The following is a 20,551-nucleotide window of genomic DNA, read 5'->3' on the forward strand; positions in this document are numbered from 1 at the left end:
CGGATTCAGCTCCCGGTGGTGGTGCGCGTGCGTCTGGCGCGCGGCTTGGGTTGATTCGCAAGCGCGGCTTCCGCCTGCGCGCGGTCGGTCAGGAAACGATGGAGCAGGTCGCCGGTGCCGAGCAGATGCGCGACAACCAGCGACTGTGCAGCGGGAATATCACGACGTTCTACGGCGTCGAGCAAGGCGGTGTGTTCGTTGTCCGACTCGCCCTTGTACGACGGCAAACCGAACTTCAGGCGCAGATAACGTTCGCCGCGCCGATGCAGCGTGCCGATCATGTCCTCGAGCTGCGGACGGGCAGCGGGCGCATACAGGCTCATATGAAACGCCTCATTGCGCCCGACGTACAACGATGGGTCCGACTCGCGTTCCGCGGCGCGGCAGAGGGCGGCGGATTCGCGCAGCGTGGCGGCGGTGTGCTTCGGAATCGCGAGGCCGATAGCGAGGCTCTCTAGCGCGGAGCGAATCTCATAGATTTCGCGCGCTTCATCCGCTGACAACGGCGCGACGGTCGCACCTTTATGCACGGCGGCTCTCGCCCAGCCTTCGCTTTCGAGCTGGCGCAAGGCCTCGCGCACGGGAATTGCGCTGACTGAGAAATGCCGCGCGATCGCGTCCTGCCGCAGCGGCGCGCCAGGCGCCAGCGTGCCGTCGACAATCGCCGCGCGCAGCGCCTCTGCGATCACGCGGGACGTGCTCTCACGGGGCGCTGCCGCGGGTAAAAGCGGGCTGCGCGCCGGGGCGTCCAGGGGAAAACCATCTATTGCGTCGCTCATGATATTGAATATTATATATGAAATTGCGCACTTAACAGACGGGCAAATCCGGAAAGTTTTTCACCGCCCGGCGGCCTGCGATGTCCTCTCATCGTTATACGAGGCACATCGATCCACTAGCAAGCGCGCCATCTCGTCGTTCCCTTTATGTAAGCCAAGTACGTCAACCGCAGGGCCGGAGGAGCATGATGAATTCACTAACCGACCGCACGCCGGTCGTTCGGCGCCGCACGCCGCTCAATCGTTCGCAGATCGCAGGATTTTGGGGAGCGTGGGCCGGCTGGACGCTCGACGGGATGGACTCGTTCATCTACGCGCTCGTGCTGACGCCGGCGTTGACTGAACTGTTGCCGCGCTCCGGGTACGCCGCGACGCCCGCGAATGTCGGCCTCGCCGGTTCGATTCTGTTCGCGCTGTTTCTGGTCGGCTGGGGGCTGTCGTTCATCTGGGGACCGCTGGCGGACCGCTTCGGCCGCACCAAGGTACTGGCAGGCACCATTTTCACGTTCGCCATTTTCACGGGACTTGCGGCGACCTCGCACAACGTGTGGGAGCTTGCCATCTATCGCTTCATTGCCGGGGTCGGCATTGGCGGCGAGTGGGCGTTGGCGGGGACGTATGTGGCCGAGTCATGGCCGGAAGATCGCCGCAAGATGGGCGCGGGCTATCTGCAAACGGGCTATTACGCCGGGTTCTTTCTGGCGGCCGCGCTCAACTACACGATCGGCGTGCACTACGGCTGGCGCGCGATGTTCCTGACCGGCGCGGTGCCGGTCGTGGTCGCGATTCTGGTGCTGCTGCGTGTGAAGGAGACGGAGAAGTGGCAGAAGGCGGAAGCCGGCACAGTGCGCACCAAACCGCTGCGCGAAATTTTTGGACCGACGTATCGGCGCCGCACATGGGTCGCGTGCATTCTGCTGACGATCGCGATTATCGGTTTGTGGGCGGGCGCGGTGTACGAGCCATCGGCTGTGATCCAGCTGGCGACGAAAGCCGGCATGGCGAAGAACGATGCGATCCGGACCGCGTCGCTGGCAACCGGCCTGCTGTCGATTTCGACGATTCTCGGCTGTCTCGCGTTGCCGCCGCTGGCGGAGCGCTTTGGTCGCAAGAAGACGCTGGCGTTTTACTTCGCGGGTATGGCGGTGGCGATTGTCGGCAGTTTCGGCTGGGCGTTTTATTTGCCGAATGGGCTCGCGCCATTTATTGCGTGGCTTTGCGTGCTGGGTTTCTTCGGCGGTAATTTCGCGCTGTTCAGCTTGTGGCTGCCTGAGCAGTTCGAGACCCGCGTACGGGCCACGGCGTTTGCGTTCTGTACGTCGTTCGGACGGTTCGTCGGGGCTGGCGTGAACTTTTTGCTGGGCGCGGCGGTGTTGCATATGCATACGCTGGGCGTACCGGTGGCGCTCACGGCGCTGGCGTTTATCGTCGGTCTGTTCGTGATTCCGTTTGCACCGGAGACGAAGGGAGAGGTGTTGCCGCAGTAAGGTTGGCCGTTTGGCTGAGTGGCGGGCGTGGGCGGCGGCAGGCATGCTTTCTATTGGTTAGACGACGCGTTCCTCCGCCGTTTTGGGTTTGTTGATTTGTACGGTAATCTGTACAATGATTGCTGTTGCGCAGATATGTTTTTTCTTCTGGGCCACCGGTTCATCTGCCAGCCGCCACGGTGCAAGAAATCAACTCGGCGGTGGAATCGTGTCTAACTTTTGACAGGAGCGACTGGAGGGAAACCTCTCAGATCGATAAAACGAATGAACGTCCTTACTTACAGCGAGGCGCGTGCCGGCTTTAAGCAAGCGATGGACGACGTCTGCCGCGATCACACGCCCATGCTGATAACCCGACAGGGCGGAGAAAATGTGGTCATGGTTTCGCTCGAGGATTTCAATGCGATGCAGGAGACCTTGTATCTGTTGAGTTCGTCGAAGAACGCCCAGCGGCTCGCTAAATCTATCGCTCAATTGAACGCCGGCGGTGCGACTGCGCGCGAACTGCTGACCGATGAACAAACAGAAAAGCCGCAACGAGGAGGCCGCAAAGGCTGATAGTGTTTTTATGTTCACCGACGACGCGTGGCACGACTATTTGTATTGGCAAGCTACTGACCGAAAAGTCTTGCGTAAGATCAACACGTTGCTAGAGGAATGTCGGCGCGATCCTTATCGCGGTACTGGAAAACCAGAGGCGTTAGTTGGAAGCTTAAGCGGGTTCTGGTCGCGACGTATTACGCACGCAGATCGTCTGGTCTACTTGCCGAGAGACGGAAAGATCTACGTGATTGCCTGCCGTTTTCACTACGACGACTAAAGCAGGAAACCGGGCACATGGCCCGGTTTCTTCGTTTATGGCATCAATGCGTGCAGCACACGCCACGCGTCACACCCCTCACATATGCCACCTTGCCGACACCGTCAGCGTACGCGGCGCGCCCGGCATGTTGTACATATCCGCGTTGCCATGCGCCGCGATGAAATATTTGCGGTCGAACAGATTATCCAGCGTCAATGCAACGTCCACATTCTTGCCGTGATACCCCGCGCCGAGATCGAACGTCACGAACGAAGGCAACGTAACCGCGTCGCTCGCCGAGGTATAACGCGCCGACTGGAACTGCGCACCGCCTGCCGCGTAGAACCCGTACTTCAGATCGCGCTTGATCCACACGCTCGCGCTATGACGCGGCATCAATCCCGGCGTGTTGTTGTGCAGCACCAGCCCGGCTGAACTCGCTTGCGGCGAGCCGTCCACATTCCCGTTCAGGTACGCATATCCTGCGTACACGGACCACTTCGGCGCGATTTCACCCGTTGTGGATAGCTCCAGCCCGCGCACGTGCTGCGTGCCGATCGGCAGCGCGTAAGTCGGGTTGGACGGATCGGCGATCTGCTGATTGGTCTGCTTCATATCGAACAGCGCGACACTCGCGCTTGCGCGGCCCAGATCGAATTTCGAGCCGATTTCGAAGCTGGTGGTCTTTTGCGGCGCCAGCGCCGAACCGTTGGCGAACGCGCCGCTGCTGATCAGCGTATCGGCGAGCGGCGAGAACGACTGGCTATACGACGCGTACAGCGACACCCAGTCGAGCGGTTCGTAAATCAGACCGACACGCGGACTCCACGCGCGATCCGTGCGGTCCAGATTCACATGAGCCGAGGTGTAGTCGTTGCGGGTCTGCGTCAGGTAGTCGAAGCGCAGGCCGGCAAGGATCTTCCAGTGTTCAGTCAGCGAGATCAGGTCCTGCGCGTAGACGCCGGCGAGTCCCAGGACGGTCGATGCATTCGTCTTGGCTGCCGTGCCCGGCTTCACACCCGGCAAATCGATGAGTTGCGGATCGTACAGGTTGTACGTTGCGACCTTGTTGGTCGAATAGATGGTGTCGAATTTCTGCTGTTGTGACAGCTCGACGCCGTATAGCAGTTCGTGCTTCATGCCGAACAGCGTCGTTTTCTGCGTCAATTCGAACAGGCCGTCCACGCCGTGATCCTGGCGGAAGCGGGTGCTTTGATCGAGCGTGACGACCGGATTCGACGCCGTTTTGATCGGCTCATACGTCACGTAGTTTTTGCGTTCGAGCGAGAAGTCGTACGCGCGCACCGCAGTGTGCAACGACAGCGAATCGTTGAAGCGGTGATCGAGCGACACAGTCGCGCTCTTCGCATCCACGTCGTTATAGGAGGTGTTCGCTGCGTCCGCCGAACCGTAATACGTGTTGATCGGCACATTGACCGAACGGCCGAGATAGGCGGGCAAGCCCTGATCCGAGGTACGGCGGTCGTGCAGATAGTCGGCTTCGATATTAAGGATGGTGTCCTTATCGATGCGGAATTGCGCGGACGGCGCCACTGCCTGTCGATTCAACTGGAACTGATCGCGAAAGCTGTTCGAGTTTTCGGCAGCGCCGGTAATACGAAAACGCGCCGCATCGTTCGCATTCCAGCCGAGATCGAATTCGCCGCGCCGTTCGCCTTCGGTGCCGAGCGTCACGCCCACAGCCTGCTGTGGATTCGCCGTCGGCTTCTTCAGTACGCGGTTGATCAGGCCGCCGGCCGAGCCGCGTCCATAGAGCACGGCCGCCGGTCCCTTCAGCACGTCGACGCGTTCGACGTTCGACAGATCACGGTAGTAGAGCGCGTCGTCACGAATACCGTCGACGTATTGATCGGTGATGTTGTTGAAGCCGCGCAGGGTGATCTGGTCGCGCTGACCATCGCCGACCGAAAAGCCGATGCCCGGTACATTGCGCAACGCGTCCTGCAGCGAGGTCGCGTTCTGTTCGTCGAGCAGTGCGCGCGGCACAACGTTGACCGTTTGCGGCACGTCCATGAGCGACATGTTCATCTTCGTCGCGGTATTCGAGGTGCTCGAATCGTACGAGCGATCGGCCGCGGCCTGGACTGCGATGGCAGGCAGCGTGCTGTCGGCCGAGGCGGCAGCGGATGAAGCTTCCTGCGCCAGCAAAGGTTTAGCGCTGGCAAGAGAGGTGGCGAGCAGCAGCGCCCGGTAAGTATTCTTTTTGACGTTCATGGCGACGTTCTTCGAGTATGGATCGGTGGTGTTTTTGGTTTTGGCGTACAGCGGAAGCGGTGCTACAAAAACGCGAGGCGGGCGCAAAACGAGGCGCAAAGCGAGGCACAAGCAGATGCGCACGGCAAGGCAAAGCCCGCGTGGTCGGTCAGGCGAGACGAAGTGGCAATTTCCCCTGTTGCTGTTGAATGAATTCGAAAATCGAAACGGCCGGGGCGCCGTGCGTCAACGCGAAATGCGCTGGCGTGACATCGGCTGCCTCGGAATGGCATGTCGATGTGGGGATGGGAGGTGCTGCAGAAGCCGGATCAGTGCCCGGCTTGTAATATTTTGAAAGTATAAACGAGAACGATTCTCGATTGTGCGGAATGAATGGAAAATGTGGGTTTTTTGCAGGGATTTTCGCGGTGAAACGAAAGCAACAGCCGGGAACGCGGGCCTTCGTGAGGAGCCAGTCAGCGGCCTGCGCCAGGCGTGCAACCCACTCGGCGCGGCCGGCCTACTGCTTAAGGCTCAATCGGCGTGACGCCGTGCACGTGCGCCGGGGCGCAACATCGAAAGCAGCGGCCAGCCGAGATTCACGCCGAGACTCGCGATGACGATCAATGCCATGCCCGCGAGTTGCGGCAGCGAGAGCGCCCGTCCATACACAACCGCGTCGACCACGATCGCCGTCAGCGGATAGACGAACAGCAGCACAGCGATGATCGGTGTGGTCAGTTTCGGCAGCGCGCCGTAGATCAGCACATACGACAATCCGGTATGCAGCACGCCCATGCCGACCAGCCAGAACCACTGCATCGGCCCGATATGCACGGCGGTAAGCGGCGCAATGAAGGGCAGGCACACCACGCCGACCGCGCATTGGGCGAGCGTCAGCAGATGCGGCCGCAAATTGCCGAGTCCTTTGGCAATCAGCGTGACGCTCGCATACAGCACCGAACCCGCCAATGCTTCGCCGATACCGATCAGATAGCTCGAATGCCCCTGTAGATTCGCGGTAGCCGCGACGCCCGAGGCCAGAACAAGCCCGACGAACGCCGTTGCGATCCAGCCGAGCCGGTCGACGCCGAGTCGCTCGTTGAACAGCGCCGCGCCCATCAGCACGACCCAGAACGGCTGCACATGAAACACCACGGTCGCCACCGCAATGCTGGTGCGGTGAATTGCATCGAAGAAGCCGACCCACTGCGTGACCATCAACACGCCGGAGATCAGCGCGAGCGCGACGGTGCGGCGCGTGAAATGCGCACGCGTGAAGAAACCTTTCCACGCGCAGTACGCCGCGAGCGAGAGGAAACCGAACAGGCAGCGAAAGAACACCAGCGTCAGCGCGCCGAGCCGCGCTTCCTCGACGAAGATACCGAGCGTGCCCATCAAAAGCCCGCCGCTGGCCAGCGTAATGGCGCCTTGTTGACGTTGGGTGAGGGACATGCGAAGCGGCTCCGGAAGTGGGTCACAGAAGGTGGAGCCACAAGTATTGCGCGCCTTGCGCGGCATCGACAAACGAATTAAATTGAGAAATTCCATAAGCTGGATTGATAAATCATGCACCCCGAATTCGACGTCGATTTATTGCGAACTTTCGTCGCGGTGGTGGAAACGGGCAGTTTCACGAAGGCTTCGACGACCGTGCATCGCTCGCAGGCGGCGGTCAGCATGCAGATCAAGCGGCTCGAAACCATGCTCGGCACCACGTTGTTCGCGCGCAATACGCGCAATCTCTCGCTGACGCGGCCCGGCAATACGCTGCTCGAATATGCGCGGCGTGTGCTGGCGCTGCATGAGGAGGCGTGGTCGGCGATCGTGCGGCCCGAGGTAACCGGGCGCGTGGTGCTGGGCGCACCGGACGATTACGTGTCGTCGCTGCTGTCGCCGGTGTTGCGGCGCTTTTCGAATCTGTATCCGCACGTGGAGATCGAGATCGTCTGCGCGCAGAGCACGTCGCTCGCGCCGATGCTGGCGGACAACAAGATCGATCTCGCCTTCGTCACGCGTGACCGCAAACTGCGCGGCGAATTCGTGCGCAGCGAGCCGATGGTGTGGGTGGGGGCGTCGGTGGATACGCCGGTGTTGGCGGCATCGCCGTTGCCCGTGGGGCTTTACGAGCCTGGTTGCGTCGCGCGCCAGCATACGCTGGCTGCGCTGGACGGCGCGCGTATCCGCTATCGGGCGGCGTTCAGCAGCGCCAGTCTGATGGGTTTGGTCGCGACGGTGGACGCGGGGCTTTCGGTGATCGCGCTCACGCGTTGCAGCGTGCCTGCGCGGCTGGCGATTCTCGGCGAAGCGCAAGGCTTGCCGAAGATTGCGCCGCTGGAAATCGTGGTGGCGCGCAGCGCCAAATCGGATCGTCCCACGTGCGATTATCTGGCCGCGCAGATGGTGCAGGATTTGTCGCTGCGTGCGCAGGCGCGCGGAGCTTGACCGCGCCGCTCAGCCTCGCGGATAAGCCGTCACCTCGCCATCCACCGCAAGCCGCACGTGTTCGCCCGGCCGCGGCGACAGATAACCCGGCACGCGAGCGCGCACCACGGTCCGTGCGCCGGACTGCAATTGCAGCGCGACGCCCGCGTCCTGCCCCTGAAAGATCACCTCCTGCACGACGGCGTCATGGGACGCCGCGCCATTCGGCATCGTTTCTTCAGCACGCAGCAGACGGATCTGTTCAGGCCGCACCATCACGTCGACTGCGCCATTGGCCATCGGCTCGCACAGCGGCAAGTCGCCAAGCTCGCAGTCGACGCGATCCTGCTTGACCACGCCCGGCAACAACACCGCTTCACCGACGAACGACGCGAGTTCACGCGTCACCGGCCGACGGTACAGCGTTTCCGGCGTCGCTGTCTGGATCAGCCGGCCGTTCCACAGCACCGCGACCTCATGACCGAGCGACAGCGCTTCCGATTGATCGTGCGTGACGAGAACGGCAGTCGCGCCCGCCGCGGCCAGGGCGCTTGCCACCGCTTGCCGCGTTTCGAGCCGCAAGGCGGCGTCGAGCGAGGAGAAAGGTTCGTCGAGCATCACCAGCGTCGGCGACGGCGCGAGTGCGCGAGCCAATGCCACACGCTGCTGCTGACCGCCCGACAATTGCTGCGGCGCACGCGTGCCGAAGTTCGCCGGCAAGCCGACCAGCTCCAGCAATTCAGCCACGCGATGACGTGCGCGCCGCTGCGTCCGCGGCAAGCCGAACACGATGTTGTCCGCCACGGACAGATGCGGAAACAGCGCGCCTTCCTGCGGCACATAGCCGATGCGACGCTGCTCTGAAGGCATATGCAGGTTGTCGCCGGCTACACGGCGGCCGTCGATTTCGACGCTGCCGCTATCCGCGCGTTCGAAGCCGCACAACAGACGCAGCAAGGTGGTCTTGCCGCTGCCGGACGGTCCGAGCAGCGCGAGCAACGTGCCGCGCTCGACGGAGAGATCGATGCCGTGCAGCACCGGATGGCCGTCGAACGATTTTTGCAGGCCGCGGATACGAAGTTCGCTCATGAAAATCCGATGTCTAGGAGCAGGGCGATAGTGTGCAACGTTTAGTTGCGTTCGCCGAGTAACGCCGACTTGCCGAGCAACGCGAACAGGAGGCCCGAGGCGAACAGCGAAATGCCGGTGAGCAGAGCGGCATAGGGCGCTGCGGCGGCAAATGCCATCGTTGAAGTATCGGCCCAGACCTGGGTCGCGAGTGTTTGCGTGTCGATGGGAGAGAGCAGCAGCGTCGCATTCAACTCGGTGACGACCGAAATGAATACCATCGCCGCAGCCGCGCCTAGACCAGGGCCTGCGAGTGGCAACACCACACGGAACAGGGTCTGCGTCCAGGTCAGGCCGAGGGCGCGTGCTGTCTCTTCAAGGCGCGGCTGCGCCTGCATGAAGGCGGCGCGCACGCTCACCAGCGCCACCGGCATGAACAGCATCGCGTAAGCGATCACCAGCAGCGTCGCGCTTTGATAAAGCGGTTGCAGCGCGTGCACCGCGAGCGACACGATGGCCAGCGCGATCACCAGCCCGGGTATGCCTTGTGCCAGAAACACGGTGCGTTCGAACAGCGTCGCGAAACGCGTTGGATAGCGCACCAGCAGAAACGCGAGCGGCACGACCAGCAGCGTGGTCAGCAATGCAGCGGCGAGCCCGAAACCGAGCGACGAGATCGTCGCGTTGAACAGCAGTTCAGGCGACACGTCGGCCGGGGTGACGGCAGCCGCGCCCGGTTGCGTAAGCCAGAAGCCGATCATGCCGAGCGGCACGCCGAGCGTCGCGATCGCCAGCGCGGCAAAACCGGCGACGACAATCCAGCGCCATGCACCAAGGTCGTAGCGCAAGACCGCGCGACGTGTGCCGCGATCGACGCGTTCATAACGCGCCGCGCCGCGTACCCGAAACTCGAACGCCAGCACGACGAGGCAGATCACGATCAGCAGGCACGCGAGCAGCGAAGCACCGCCGCCATCGAAACTGGTGCGATATTCCGCGTAGATCTGCGTGGTGAAGGTGCGAAAGCGCAGCAGCGTAAACGCGCCGAATTCAGACAGCACACCGAGCGCCACCAGCAGCATGCCGCCGAGCAGCGCAGGGCGCAGTTGCGGCAGCACGACGCGAATGAAGGTGGTCCAGCGGTTGCAGCCGAGCGCGCGCGCGCTTTCTTCGAGCGCCGGGTCCATGCTGCGCAACGCTGCGGCCACCGGCAGATAGACAAGCGGGAAATACGCGGAACTCAGCACCAGCAACGCGCCGTTGAAGTCTTGCAAATCCAGACTCAACGACACCCAGGCATAGCTCGAGATGAAGGCCGGCATCGCGAGCGGTGCAGCAGCGAGCACGGCCCAGACGCGACGCCCCGGTAAATGCGTGCGTTCGACAAACCAGGCGGCCGCCGTGCCGACGGCTGCGCAGACGAGCGTGGTCGATACGGTGATCAGCACCGTGTTGACCAGCAACTCGCCGACCAGCGGCCGGAAGATCAGATCGACCGCTTCGTCGATACCGAAGCTCGCCGCACGCCAGAAGGTAAACGCAATCGGCAGCAACACCAGCAAAGCGCTGAGTGCTGCTGCCGCAAACAAACCGCGCGGCGCGCGCGAACGGGCGCGCGCCGGGGCGGGGGTCACAGCCGGAGGCCCGGCTGACACGGCATCGCTCATTTACAGCAGACCTGCCTGACGCAGCAGTTTGCCTGCCTGGCTGTCGTCGCCGAGTTGCTGGATCGTCAGCGCCGGTGGGCTCAGTTCAGCGAAAGGCTTGAGGATCGGGTCCGGTGCAACGCCTGCGTGCAGCGGATACTCGAACATGACGTGACTCTTCGCCATCAACTCCTGTGCGCGTTCGCTGACCAGATAGGCCAGAAACTTCTGCGCGCCGTCCGTGTTGTGGGCCGACTTCAGCACCGCTGCGCCCGACACGTTCACCATCGCGCCGGCGTCGCCGTTGCCGAAGTGATAGATCGCGCTGCGGGTTTTGGCATCGCCGATTTCAGCGTGCAGACGCGCCCAGTAGTAGTTATTGATGATGCCGGTCGCGACGCCGCCGCGATTGACGGCTGCCACCACGCCTTCGTCGTCGTCGAAAATCTGCGCGTTGGCTTTCAGGCCCTTCAGCCATGCGACGGTTTGCGCTTCGCCCTTCAACGCGAGCACGGCGCTCACCAGCGGCAGGAAGTCGCTGTCGCTCGGCGCAATGCCGACCTTGCCTTTCCATTCCGGCTTGGCCAGGTCAAACAGCGATTGCGGCAGTTGCGATGCCTGCAACTTGGCCGTGTTGTAAGCCAGCACGCTTTCGCGCGCGGTCACGCCCACCCATGCACCGGTCGGCGAACTGAAGCGCGCCGGCACGGTGGCGAGCGTCGAGCCGTCTACCTTGTTCAGCAGGCCTTTCTCTTCGAGCAGCATCAGCTCGGGCGAATTTTCCGTGAAGTACACGTCGGCGGGCGTTGCTGCGCCTTCCGCGACGATTTGCGCGGCCATCGCCGGACCTTCGCCGTTGCGGATCTTCACCGAAATGCCCGACTGCTTTTCGAAGTCCTTGGCGAGCAGATTGACGACCTGCTCGTGCTGCGCGTTGTACAGCGTGATCGACGCAGCGTGTGCCGTCGACGGCACGGTTGCGAACGCAGCCAGCGTGAGGGCGGCGGCGCTGCTGACGAGGCGCAGGCGGGTGCCAAACCAGGAATGAGCCATGATCCTAAAATCCGTTAGTGATGTTGTTGTTGGTCTTCGAAGCGCCGCCAGCCTCACGGCCGGCGGTTGACTGCGGCCTGTATTACGTCTCGAACAATCCCGCGCCGATATAGGAACCCGGCTTCGCGCCCGGTGGCACAGCGAATACCGCGCTGCCTACGTGCGTCGTGAACTGGTTCATCATGTCGAACTTCGCGAGCTTGTCGTTGATCGGAATGAAGCCGGTACGCGGGTCGCTCTGGTGAGCGACGAAAATCAGCCCCGCGTCGTATTCGGTTTCCTGACGCCATGGCGGCCAGCGCTCGATGTAGAAGTTCGTGCCGTCGTTGTACGAGTACGAGCGGCGCAGAATCTGCGCACCGTTGTTGCTCGCCTGATTCGACAGACGCACATGCGAGTTCTCCGGAATCACCGGATTGCCGTCCTTGTCCTCTTCCTTCAGGTCCACGGCGTCGAACTCGTTCTTCTTGCCGATCGGCGCGCCGCTGTATTTGTGGCGGCCGAACACCTGCTCCTGGAAGTCGACTTCCGTGTTGTCCCAGTGTTCGAGCGTGATGCGGATGCGCCGTACTACGGTGTAGGTGCCGCCTTCCATCCAGGGTGCGTCGGCGGTGGCGCCGGCCCAGACGAATTCGTTCATCAACTGCGGTTTCGCGGTCGACGGATTGTTGGTGCCGTCCTTGAAGCCCATCAGATTGCGGGGCGTCTGACCGCGCGGACCCGACAGGAAACCCGATTGGCCCCAACGCATCGCTGCGGTGCCGTACGCGAGACGCGCCAATTGCCGGACCGCATGAAACGCGACCTGCTGATCGTTCGCGCAGGCCTGGATAAACAGGTCGCCGCCGGTTTTTTCGGCGATGAGTTGATCGCCGTTGAAGCGCGGCAGATCGACGAGCGCGGCGGGGCGGCGCGAGGCGAGGCCGTAGCGGTCCTTGCCGTCTTTCGTAAACAGGCCCGGGCCGAAACCGAACGTGATCGTCAGACCGCATGGGCCCAGGCCGAGCACGTCGCCGGAATCCGGCGCGGCTTTGGTGTTGACCGGGCTGTAGGCCGTGTTGTTGGCCTTGGGGTCGGCCTTCGCATCGGCGTTCGTATCAATCTTGGTGTCGGTCAGCGCCACTTTGGCCGCGACGCCGGTCGGCAGCGGCGCGGCCGTGGCGCCTTGCGTCAGGCGCGCGGCAGCGTCAGTCCAGGCGCGCAGCAGCGCGATCACGTCTTCGCGTTTCTCGGTCGTCAGATCGAGTGCGGCGACATACGTGTGACTCTGCTGCGGCGTGACGATGCCGCCTTGATGCAAACCGTAGAACGGCTCGACCGCCGTCTGCGGATCGGCGCCGTGCGCCGGCGTCTTGCCGAGCGCGGCCTGGGCGACGCCGGTCGCACCGAGGCTCGCGCCCGCTGCGACCGCCGCACTGCCGGCCTTCAGAAAACCGCGCCGAGAGGGCCGCGGGGGTTGATCGTTTGCCATGGTTCCTTCACCTTCATTTGGCCGTGGGTGTGCCTGAGTTGCGTTCCGGCTCGTTGGCCGGATCTGCGTCTGTCTTTGCTGCTTTTACTTCGCGAGCACCAGGGTGTTCACGTCGTCCTGCACGTAGTAGAAACCGTCGCCTTCAGGCGTCATTGCGAGACCGAACAGGTCGCCATTGCCCGGGGGCGATTGCGCCTTGTCGGTGTCGATCCAGCGTGCGTAGATCTGCTTGCCGCTGGCCGGATCGATTTCGACGATCTGGCCGTTCAGCGCGTTCGTGACGAGCAGGTGGCCGTTCGGTGCGGTGACCATTGCAAGCGGACGGTGCAGCAGACCGTCGGCGGTCAGCTGGCGGCCTACGCCCGCGCTGGTGTCGCGCGTCATCGGTTCGTCGATTTCGGTGATGCGGTTGCCGATTGCATCGGACACGTACAGCAGTTTCTGATCGTTCGAGAGCGCGAGTCCGGTCGGGCCGACGAGGAACACGCCCTTATCGGCCTGCGCGCCGAAGCCGCTGCCCACCACGGTTTCCTTCCTGACGACGGGCGGCTTGCCTGCCGGCACGTCGAGGTCCAGACGCAGCACGGTGGCCTGCTTGAACACCGGCGGATTGCCGTCCGCACCGCCCACGCCGAAGCCGGCGTTGCTGACGAACAGCGTCGCGCTGGTGCCGTTGTCGACGACCGCCATGTTGCCCCATGGATCGTTGATATTCGGGCTGCTGATGGTCGACGCAACCTTGCCGTTCGGATCGATCACGATCAGGCAGCCGGCGCCCTTGGTGCCGGTGGTGCCGTCATTGCTCGGCGTGCTGCCGACAATCACGTAGCCCGACTTGAGCATCGTCATCGCGGTCGAGAGACCAATGCCGCCCGGGCATTCCTTCAGATCGCGCGGCACTGTGGCGAACACCGTCATCTCTTTGGTGTCCGGGTGATAGTTGATGATCGTGCTGCCGGTGCCCTGCAGATTGGTCGAATTATTGAAGTTGCCGACCAGGACGTCGCCTTGCTTGACGCTGCCTGCCGTGACCGGAGCGACCACCACCGCGTACGGATTCTGGTCGCCGTTCCCCGGCACAGTGTTAATCAGCGTGGTGTGATGCTTGACGGTTTCGAGGAAACCTTGCGGCTCGGCGTGCGCGACGCTGGCCGTTGCGAATGCGGCAGTGCTGACTGCGGCGGCGATCAAGGCGCGCGCGGCGCGCGGCGAAAACTTGCGCGTGGGATTGTTCATGAGTGGGCCTCGGTGCCTGCGCACAAAGCGGTAGTTGCGGTCATGATCGAAAGCATGGGATTCGATGGGTTTTGAGCGTGTGTGGTGATGGCAAACGGCATCAGAACGTAATGTTGGTCCGCACGCCGATGACGAACGTGTTGCGCAGCGGCTGCGTCGGATCGCTCGGGTTCTGGCCGGCGCCGGCATTGAACGTGTATTGCGCGTCGGCCTGCAGTTGCCACCACGGGTTGACCTGATACTGGTACGTCGCTTCGAGCGTGGTTTCGCTGGTGCGCACACCGTAAGGGCCACCGCTAAATGCCAGGTTATCCTGATCAAGACCATTCGCGTGGTTGCCGATCTTGATGTACGTGAGGGCGATGCCGGCGCTGTCGTTGTCGCGCCCGGCGAACGGCGCCTTCAGCACGACGCCGAGGTTGGCGGCAACGCTCACCAGGTTGCGGTCGCCCGGCGCGCCCATCACGCGCGCGAAGACGTTGAGGCTGCGCGGTTCGTCCGGATCCGGGCGCCAGATCATCTGGTCGGCAACCGCGTAGAAGCTGTAGTCGCCGTGATGATTCTGCGCAACGCCGGTACTTGCCGGGTTCGCAAGCGAGAGGCCGGTGTTGTCGTAGCGCAGATCGGCGAAGCTGCCGTTGTTGTACCAGAGGCCGACCTTGTAGGTGCCCGGCAAACCGCCGCCGCCTGCACTGACCATTTCGCCGTCGGCCGGCTGGTTGATCGCGTACTGCAACTCGCCGATGAACAGCGTGCCGTTGTGCAGGTTGAAGTTGGTACCGCTCTTGTTGTTCGGGTTGTTGCCGAGCGGATCGCCGTCGAATACGCCGGCGAGCGCCGTCAACGAAGGCGTGATCTGTCCGCGCACGCGCACACCGAGGTCGGCCAGCGGATAAGCGGGGCCGCCGGAAGGCATGTCGTAGGACGGCAGGGCAGGCCAGCCGAACATCGTGTTCACGAACAGCGCCGAATTCGTGCTGGTGATGAATTCCTGGTCGATACTTTGCTGACCGACTTTGACGTCGATACGCTTGTTCAGGAACGACTGCTGGTACCACAGTTCCCACAGGCGCGTGGTGTCCTGGGCTTCGATGCCGCTCGCCGTATTCAGCGTGCCGAGCTTGTTGGCGCTGAGGTTGGCCCCGTGGATCTGCAAGGCGCTGACGTTGAACAGGCCGCCCGGCAAACCGAACGCCTTTTGCGTGTCCATCTGGACGGTCGCCGTGGTCAGGCCATCGTAGTCCGCACCGCGCGCGAGACCGCCGCGCACATTGGCGAGCACTTCGCTGGTTTCAGTGAGTGCGAACGTCACGCCGTATTTGCCCAACCAGGGGCGCAGACCGCCAATGTCGCCGAGCATCGTCTGGCGATTCCAGAAACCGGTCCACTGATTCGTCTGCGTTGCCTTGATGTTCAGGTCGGCTTCGGGCGCTTCCGGTGCGGCATCGGGATTGGCTTCCGCCATGGCTGCGCCGGCGGTCAACGAGGCCCACGCGAAAGCCGTGCAGAGCGCGGCGCGGCGCAACGAAGGCAAACGCGAACGGCGCGTGGCGCCGCCGTGCAGGGCGGAGTCGTGAAGCGAACGCGCCTGAACGGCGGGCTCGACGGAGTGAGCGAACTTCATCGAAATCCTTATTTGTGTTGTATCGACTGATCTGACTATCGCGGCATAACGTCACCAGGTGCCTGCGATGTGCCGCATCGGTTCGCGACGCCTGATGCGGCAGATGGCGAGATCGTACGCATGCGGAATAGGTGCGTCAACACAAATGAGAACGATTCGCATCAATATTACTGGGATGTAATTTTGAGCTTTACGTACTGCTACTAAAGGTTCTTTGGATGTAAATAAAACAGAATAAATACGTAATGTAGTTGTATGGTTTCGATCATGTCGGACTGGTGCCGGAGCCCGGCTCCAGGGCAGACATCAAAAGACGCTATGATCATCTTCCGAAGCCGCGCCGCAGCGCGACAGCCTTAAGTGCCTGGCGCCCAACACCATACCGGGACGACACCGATGTCACACACAGTGAATCTGGATAACTATTTCACCCGCATAGGCTACAAAGGACCTCGCGCGGCGACGCTGGAAGTGCTCCAGGAACTCCACAAGCTGCACCCCAGAGCGATTCCCTTCGAGAACCTGAATCCGCTCACACACCGCGCGGTGAAACTGGATCTCGAATCAGTCGAACAAAAGCTGATCGCGCAAAAACGCGGCGGCTATTGCTTCGAGCAGAACGCACTCTTCGCGAACGTCCTGACGCAGTTGGGCTTCAACATAACGCCACTGCTAGCCCGCGTTCTGTGGGGCCGCGAATCCGGCGCAATCCCGCCTCGCACGCACATGGTGTTGCGCGTCGACATCAAAGACGAAGCATGGATCGCCGACGTCGGTTTCGGCAGCGTGACATTGACAGCACCGTTGCGCCTGATCGCCGGCACCGCGCAGCCGACGCAACTGGGCACGTTCCGTCTGGCCGATGCATCGCACGACGCGCTCTACCTCGAAGTCCAATCGCACGACGACACGTGGGCTCGCGTCTACCGTTTCGATCTGCACCCGGTCGAATGGATCGATTACGAGACCTCGAACTGGTACACCTCCACTGCACCGGATTCGATCTTCCTGAACCATCTGATCGTTTGCCGGGTCCTGGCAGAGTCGCGGCTGACCTTGCTCGACGACCAACTGAACGAACGCGCCGCGAACGGCCAGGTCATCCGCGAACGGCAGCTGAAAAGCGCGGACGACCTTGCAACCTGTCTGCGCGAACAATTCGGTCTGAACACGGAAGACATCGACATGGCAGACATATTCGGACGCGTGCGCTCACCCGCGCCGGCCTCAGCCTGAGACAGCCGCGTATAAACGCATGCCAACAACCAACTACTAATAGCGGGCACGAACTCACCATGATCACGCGCCTTGTCCTGCAAACGACAGCCTGGCTGGTATGCATGGGCGCGCTGCTGTTCGGCGCCGCGGGTACGCTCGCGTGGCCCGCCGGCTGGTGGTATCTGATCGAGACCGGCGGGATGAGTTTGTGGGTCGGTTTCTGGCTGGCGCGCCACGATCCCGGCCTGCTTGCCGAGCGTCTTGCGCCGATCGTTCAGGCGCAACAAAGTCGCTGGGACCGCTTCTTTATGGTGGCCGTTGCAGTGATGTGGAGCGCCTGGCTGGTCTTGATGGCGCTCGATGCAATGCGCTATCGCTGGTCGGCACCGCTGCCGGTATGGCTGGTGAGTGTCGGCTCGCTGAGTATCTTTGTCTGCATTTTCATGTGCATGATCGTCTTCCGGGCCAATAGCTATGCCGCGCCCGTCGTGAAGATCCAGGCCAGCCGCGGTCACAAAGTCATCGACACCGGCCCCTACGCGTTGGTCCGTCATCCGATGTACTCGGCCGCGCTGCTGTTGTTCATCGGCACGCCCTTGCTGCTCGGTTCGTGGTGGGGGCTTGCCTGCGTGCCGTTACTGGTGATCGGGATTGGCTGGCGTGCCGTGCGCGAGGAACGCGTACTGGCGGCGCAACTCGAGGGCTACACCGACTACACCACACGCGTGCGCTATCGCTTCGTGCCGTTCATCTGGTAGGGCGCGCGAGGCGCCAACCCGGGGCGCGTGCGCTCCTTTCACGCCAACCTGTCTAGACAAAGTGCACCATGCTGGCGCAACCGGCAGAGGCCGGTGCAGCGTCTTCGCCCTTTCAAAACTCCCTTAAAAGCCTTATCGGACGGCCTCGTCTAGGGGCTTACCCGATGATTTCGGCGATTTCGAAGAAATCTGCTTGCGATGGCTTTTTGACTCATGCAAGCTTGTCTATACAAATTAGACGGCAGTTAAAAATCCAGCTCGACGGTTTCCTCAATCAAAGGAGTTTCGACGTGAAAGTGAAGCGCACGACGTTAGCAAAAGCATTGATGGGCGCCGTGCTCGGCGCCGCGACAATTTTCGCGGCACCGGTGCAGGCCAAAGACTGGAAAACGGTGACGATCGCGCTGGAAGGCGGTTACGCACCCTGGAACCTGACCTTGCCGGGCGGCAAGCTGGGCGGCTTCGAACCTGAGCTGGTCGCCAATCTGTGCGAGCGCATCAAGCTCCAGTGCAACCTCGTGGCGCAAGACTGGGACGGCATGATCCCCGGTCTGCAAGCCGGCAAGTTCGACGTCCTGATGGACGCGATCTCGATCACGCCGGAACGCGAAAAAATCATCGCGTTCTCGAAGCCGTACGCCGCCACGCCGGCCACGTTCGCCGTGACTGACGCAAAAGTGCTGCCCAAGGCCGTGCCCACCGCGGGCGTCATCAAGCTGTCGGGCGATCCGAAGACCGATCAACCCACCGTCGACGCCTTGCGCAAGCAGCTGAAGGGCAAGACCATCGGCATCCAGTCGGGCACGGTCTACACCAAGTTCATCAACGACGGCTTCAAGGACGTCGCCACGATCCGCGTCTACAAGACCTCGCCTGAGCGCGACCTCGATCTGGCCAACGGCCGTATCGACGCTTCGTTCGACGACGTGACCTACTACGCCGCCAACATCGACAAGAAAGAGACCGCGTCGATCGTCATGGCCGGCCCGAAGATCGGCGGCCCGATCTGGGGGCCGGGTGAAGGTCTCGCGTTCCGCAAGCAGGACGCCGACCTGAAAGCGAAGTTCGATACCGCGATCAGTGCTGCGCTCGCCGATGGCACGGTCAAGAAACTCTCCGCCAAGTGGTTCAAGACCGACGTCACGCCTTGATTCACCTGAGCGTTCTGAGGTAACGGCAGGCGCGGCGTGAAAAACCGCGCCCGTCGACTGGTTCGATCCGCCGTAATGGATGAGGGGTAGGGAATGGCTCTGATAGAGATGCTCGGTTTCGGGTCGGAAGGCTGGGGCGGCGTGTTGCTGCTTGCGGCATTGATGACGGTCGCGCTCACGCTGGCAGCGCTCGCGGTCGGCGCCGTGTTCGGCGCACTGATTGCGGCGGCCAAGCTGTCGCGGTTTCGCACGCTGCGCGTGCTCGGCGATGCGTACACCACGGTGTTTCGCGGCGTGCCTGAGTTGCTCGTTATCTATCTGTTCTATTTCGGCGGCTCGACGCTCGTGACCACGATTGGTCAATGGTTCGGCGCGGACGGCTTTGTCGGTGTGCCGCCGTTCGTGATCGGCGCGCTCGCGGTCGGCATGATTTCCGGCGCGTATCAGGCCGAGGTGTATCGCTCGGCGGTGCTCGCGGTATCGCGCGGCGAACTCGAAGCGGCGCGCTCGATCGGCATGCCCACCATGACGATGGCGCGCCGCATTCTGGTTCCGCAAGTGTTGCGTTTCGCGTTGCCGGGCATCGGCAACGTCTGGCAATTGAGCCTGAAAGACTCGGCGCTGATTTCCGTCACGGGGCTGGCCGAACTGCTGCGCGCCAGCCAGGTGGCGGCGGGTTCGACCCATCAGTACTTCACGTTCTTCGTGGTGGGCGGCGCGCTGTATCTGCTGATGACCAGCATCTCGAACCGGGTCTTCAACCACGCCGAAGCGCGCGTGGGCCGATCCTTCAAGCGCAACTTCGCGCGCAACTGACGAGGACCGGACATCATGCATTTCGACTTCGATTTTCTGCTCGACACGCTGCGGCAACTGATCGCGGCCGTGCCGACCACGCTCGGGCTGTTCTTCTGCTCGTTGATTCTCGGCGGCTTGCTCTCGCTGGTAATTGTCACGATGCGCGTGTCGCCGCACTGGCTGCCGAACCGCTTCGCGCGTGCTTATATCCTCGTGTTCCGCGGCTCGCCGCTTCTGATCCAGATGTTCCTCGTCTACTACGGCATGGGCCAGTTCGGCGTGATTCGCGAGAGCTTCCTGTGGCCGGTGTTGCGCGAGCCGTACATGTGCGCGGTTTTATCGTTGGCGCTGTGCACTGCTGGATATACCGCCGAGATTATCCGAGGCGGATTGATGGCGGTACCGGTCGGTCAGATCGAAGCGGGCTATTCGATCGGCCTGTCGGGTTTCGCGCTGCTACGCCGCGTGATCGGTCCGATTGCGTTGCGCCAATGTTTGCCCGCGTATTCGACTGAGGCCGTGCTGCTCGTCAAATCCACCGCGCTCGCCAGTCTCGTCACCGTGTGGGAAGTGACCGGCGTCGCGCAACAGATCATTCAGCAAACGTATCGCACCACGGAAGTATTCATCTGCGCCGCGTTGATTTATCTGTTCCTGAATTTCGTCATCGTGCGTTTGCTCGGCTTCCTCGAGACGCGCCTGTCGCGCCATCTGCGCGCGGCGCCCGCGCAAAGCTCGCCGAGCCGGCCGGTTTCATCCACGACCGAAGCACGCCGCGCCGCGCCCTGAACGAACGCATATCTTGCAGAATCTGGAGAATCT

18 protein-coding genes are annotated in these 20,551 nt (G+C 62.3%); 9 read left to right on the forward strand and 9 right to left on the reverse strand.

Going from position 1 to position 20,551, the window contains the following annotated elements:
- Positions 1-5: 5 nt before the first annotated feature.
- Positions 6-779: a GntR family transcriptional regulator gene (locus tag R8871_RS36790; protein ID WP_175054818.1), complete on the reverse strand. Its 774-nt coding sequence runs from the start codon at positions 777-779 to the stop codon at positions 6-8.
- Between the two features lie 188 nt (positions 780-967).
- Here R8871_RS36790 and R8871_RS36795 point away from each other — a divergent pair, with 188 nt between their 5' ends.
- From R8871_RS36795 to R8871_RS36805, 3 genes are all read left to right on the forward strand, one after another.
- Entirely contained in the window at positions 968-2,266 is a 1,299-nt protein-coding gene (locus tag R8871_RS36795; protein ID WP_175054864.1) for an MFS transporter, read from the forward strand.
- Between the two features lie 264 nt (positions 2,267-2,530).
- Positions 2,531-2,824: a type II toxin-antitoxin system Phd/YefM family antitoxin gene (locus tag R8871_RS36800; protein ID WP_175054819.1), complete on the forward strand. Its 294-nt coding sequence runs from the start codon at positions 2,531-2,533 to the stop codon at positions 2,822-2,824.
- A 10-nt stretch (positions 2,825-2,834) separates the two neighbouring features.
- Positions 2,835-3,086: a Txe/YoeB family addiction module toxin gene (locus tag R8871_RS36805; RefSeq protein WP_128576678.1), complete on the forward strand. Its 252-nt coding sequence runs from the start codon at positions 2,835-2,837 to the stop codon at positions 3,084-3,086.
- Between the two features lie 78 nt (positions 3,087-3,164).
- On the opposite strand, the gene R8871_RS36810 is transcribed toward R8871_RS36805, so the two are convergent.
- On the reverse strand, positions 3,165-5,303 hold the full coding sequence (locus R8871_RS36810; RefSeq protein WP_175054820.1) for a TonB-dependent receptor: 2,139 nt from the start codon (positions 5,301-5,303) through the stop codon (positions 3,165-3,167).
- A gap of 513 nt (positions 5,304-5,816) precedes the next feature.
- Complete coding sequence (locus R8871_RS36815) at positions 5,817-6,737, reverse strand: DMT family transporter (protein WP_175054821.1); 921 nt, start codon at positions 6,735-6,737, stop codon at positions 5,817-5,819.
- Between the two features lie 114 nt (positions 6,738-6,851).
- Between R8871_RS36815 and R8871_RS36820 the strand changes: the two genes are divergently transcribed.
- A complete protein-coding gene (locus R8871_RS36820; RefSeq protein WP_175054822.1) occupies positions 6,852-7,727 on the forward strand; it encodes a LysR substrate-binding domain-containing protein in 876 nt (291 codons plus the stop codon).
- Positions 7,728-7,736: 9 nt separating this feature from the next.
- Here R8871_RS36820 and R8871_RS36825 read toward each other — a convergent pair whose 3' ends face one another.
- The 6 genes from R8871_RS36825 to R8871_RS36850 form a co-directional block, all read right to left on the reverse strand.
- Positions 7,737-8,795 carry an ABC transporter ATP-binding protein gene (locus tag R8871_RS36825; RefSeq protein WP_175054823.1) on the reverse strand — a complete coding sequence of 353 codons (1,059 nt, stop codon included), beginning with the start codon at positions 8,793-8,795 and terminating at the stop codon, positions 7,737-7,739.
- A 41-nt stretch (positions 8,796-8,836) separates the two neighbouring features.
- A complete protein-coding gene (locus R8871_RS36830) occupies positions 8,837-10,441 on the reverse strand; it encodes an ABC transporter permease (RefSeq protein WP_175054824.1) in 1,605 nt (534 codons plus the stop codon).
- A complete protein-coding gene (locus R8871_RS36835) occupies positions 10,442-11,473 on the reverse strand; it encodes an iron ABC transporter substrate-binding protein (protein ID WP_175054825.1) in 1,032 nt (343 codons plus the stop codon).
- Positions 11,474-11,555: 82 nt separating this feature from the next.
- A complete protein-coding gene (locus R8871_RS36840; protein ID WP_175054826.1) occupies positions 11,556-12,944 on the reverse strand; it encodes a Dyp-type peroxidase in 1,389 nt (462 codons plus the stop codon).
- A gap of 84 nt (positions 12,945-13,028) precedes the next feature.
- On the reverse strand, positions 13,029-14,180 hold the full coding sequence (locus R8871_RS36845; RefSeq protein WP_175054827.1) for an NHL repeat-containing protein: 1,152 nt from the start codon (positions 14,178-14,180) through the stop codon (positions 13,029-13,031).
- A gap of 100 nt (positions 14,181-14,280) precedes the next feature.
- On the reverse strand, positions 14,281-15,804 hold the full coding sequence (locus R8871_RS36850) for a carbohydrate porin (RefSeq protein WP_175054828.1): 1,524 nt from the start codon (positions 15,802-15,804) through the stop codon (positions 14,281-14,283).
- Positions 15,805-16,200: 396 nt separating this feature from the next.
- On the opposite strand from R8871_RS36850, the gene R8871_RS36855 reads away from it, so the two are divergent.
- The 5 genes from R8871_RS36855 to R8871_RS36875 all read left to right on the forward strand — a co-directional run bounded on the left by R8871_RS36855 (position 16,201) and on the right by R8871_RS36875 (position 20,518).
- Positions 16,201-17,040: an arylamine N-acetyltransferase family protein gene (locus R8871_RS36855; RefSeq protein WP_175054829.1), complete on the forward strand. Its 840-nt coding sequence runs from the start codon at positions 16,201-16,203 to the stop codon at positions 17,038-17,040.
- 59 nt (positions 17,041-17,099) lie between these two features.
- On the forward strand, positions 17,100-17,780 hold the full coding sequence (locus R8871_RS36860) for a methyltransferase family protein (RefSeq protein ID WP_175054830.1): 681 nt from the start codon (positions 17,100-17,102) through the stop codon (positions 17,778-17,780).
- A 326-nt stretch (positions 17,781-18,106) separates the two neighbouring features.
- Positions 18,107-18,931 (forward strand): transporter substrate-binding domain-containing protein, encoded by an 825-nt coding sequence (locus R8871_RS36865; protein WP_407673255.1) that lies wholly within the window; start codon positions 18,107-18,109, stop codon positions 18,929-18,931.
- Between the two features lie 93 nt (positions 18,932-19,024).
- Positions 19,025-19,747, forward strand: coding sequence for an ABC transporter permease (locus R8871_RS36870; RefSeq protein WP_175054832.1), 723 nt, complete (start codon positions 19,025-19,027; stop codon positions 19,745-19,747).
- A gap of 15 nt (positions 19,748-19,762) precedes the next feature.
- On the forward strand, positions 19,763-20,518 hold the full coding sequence (locus R8871_RS36875; RefSeq protein ID WP_154567711.1) for an ABC transporter permease: 756 nt from the start codon (positions 19,763-19,765) through the stop codon (positions 20,516-20,518).
- Positions 20,519-20,551: the final 33 nt, after the last annotated feature.

It is taken from the genome of Paraburkholderia sediminicola (assembly GCF_902859805.1).
GTDB classification, from domain to species: domain Bacteria; phylum Pseudomonadota; class Gammaproteobacteria; order Burkholderiales; family Burkholderiaceae; genus Paraburkholderia; species Paraburkholderia sediminicola.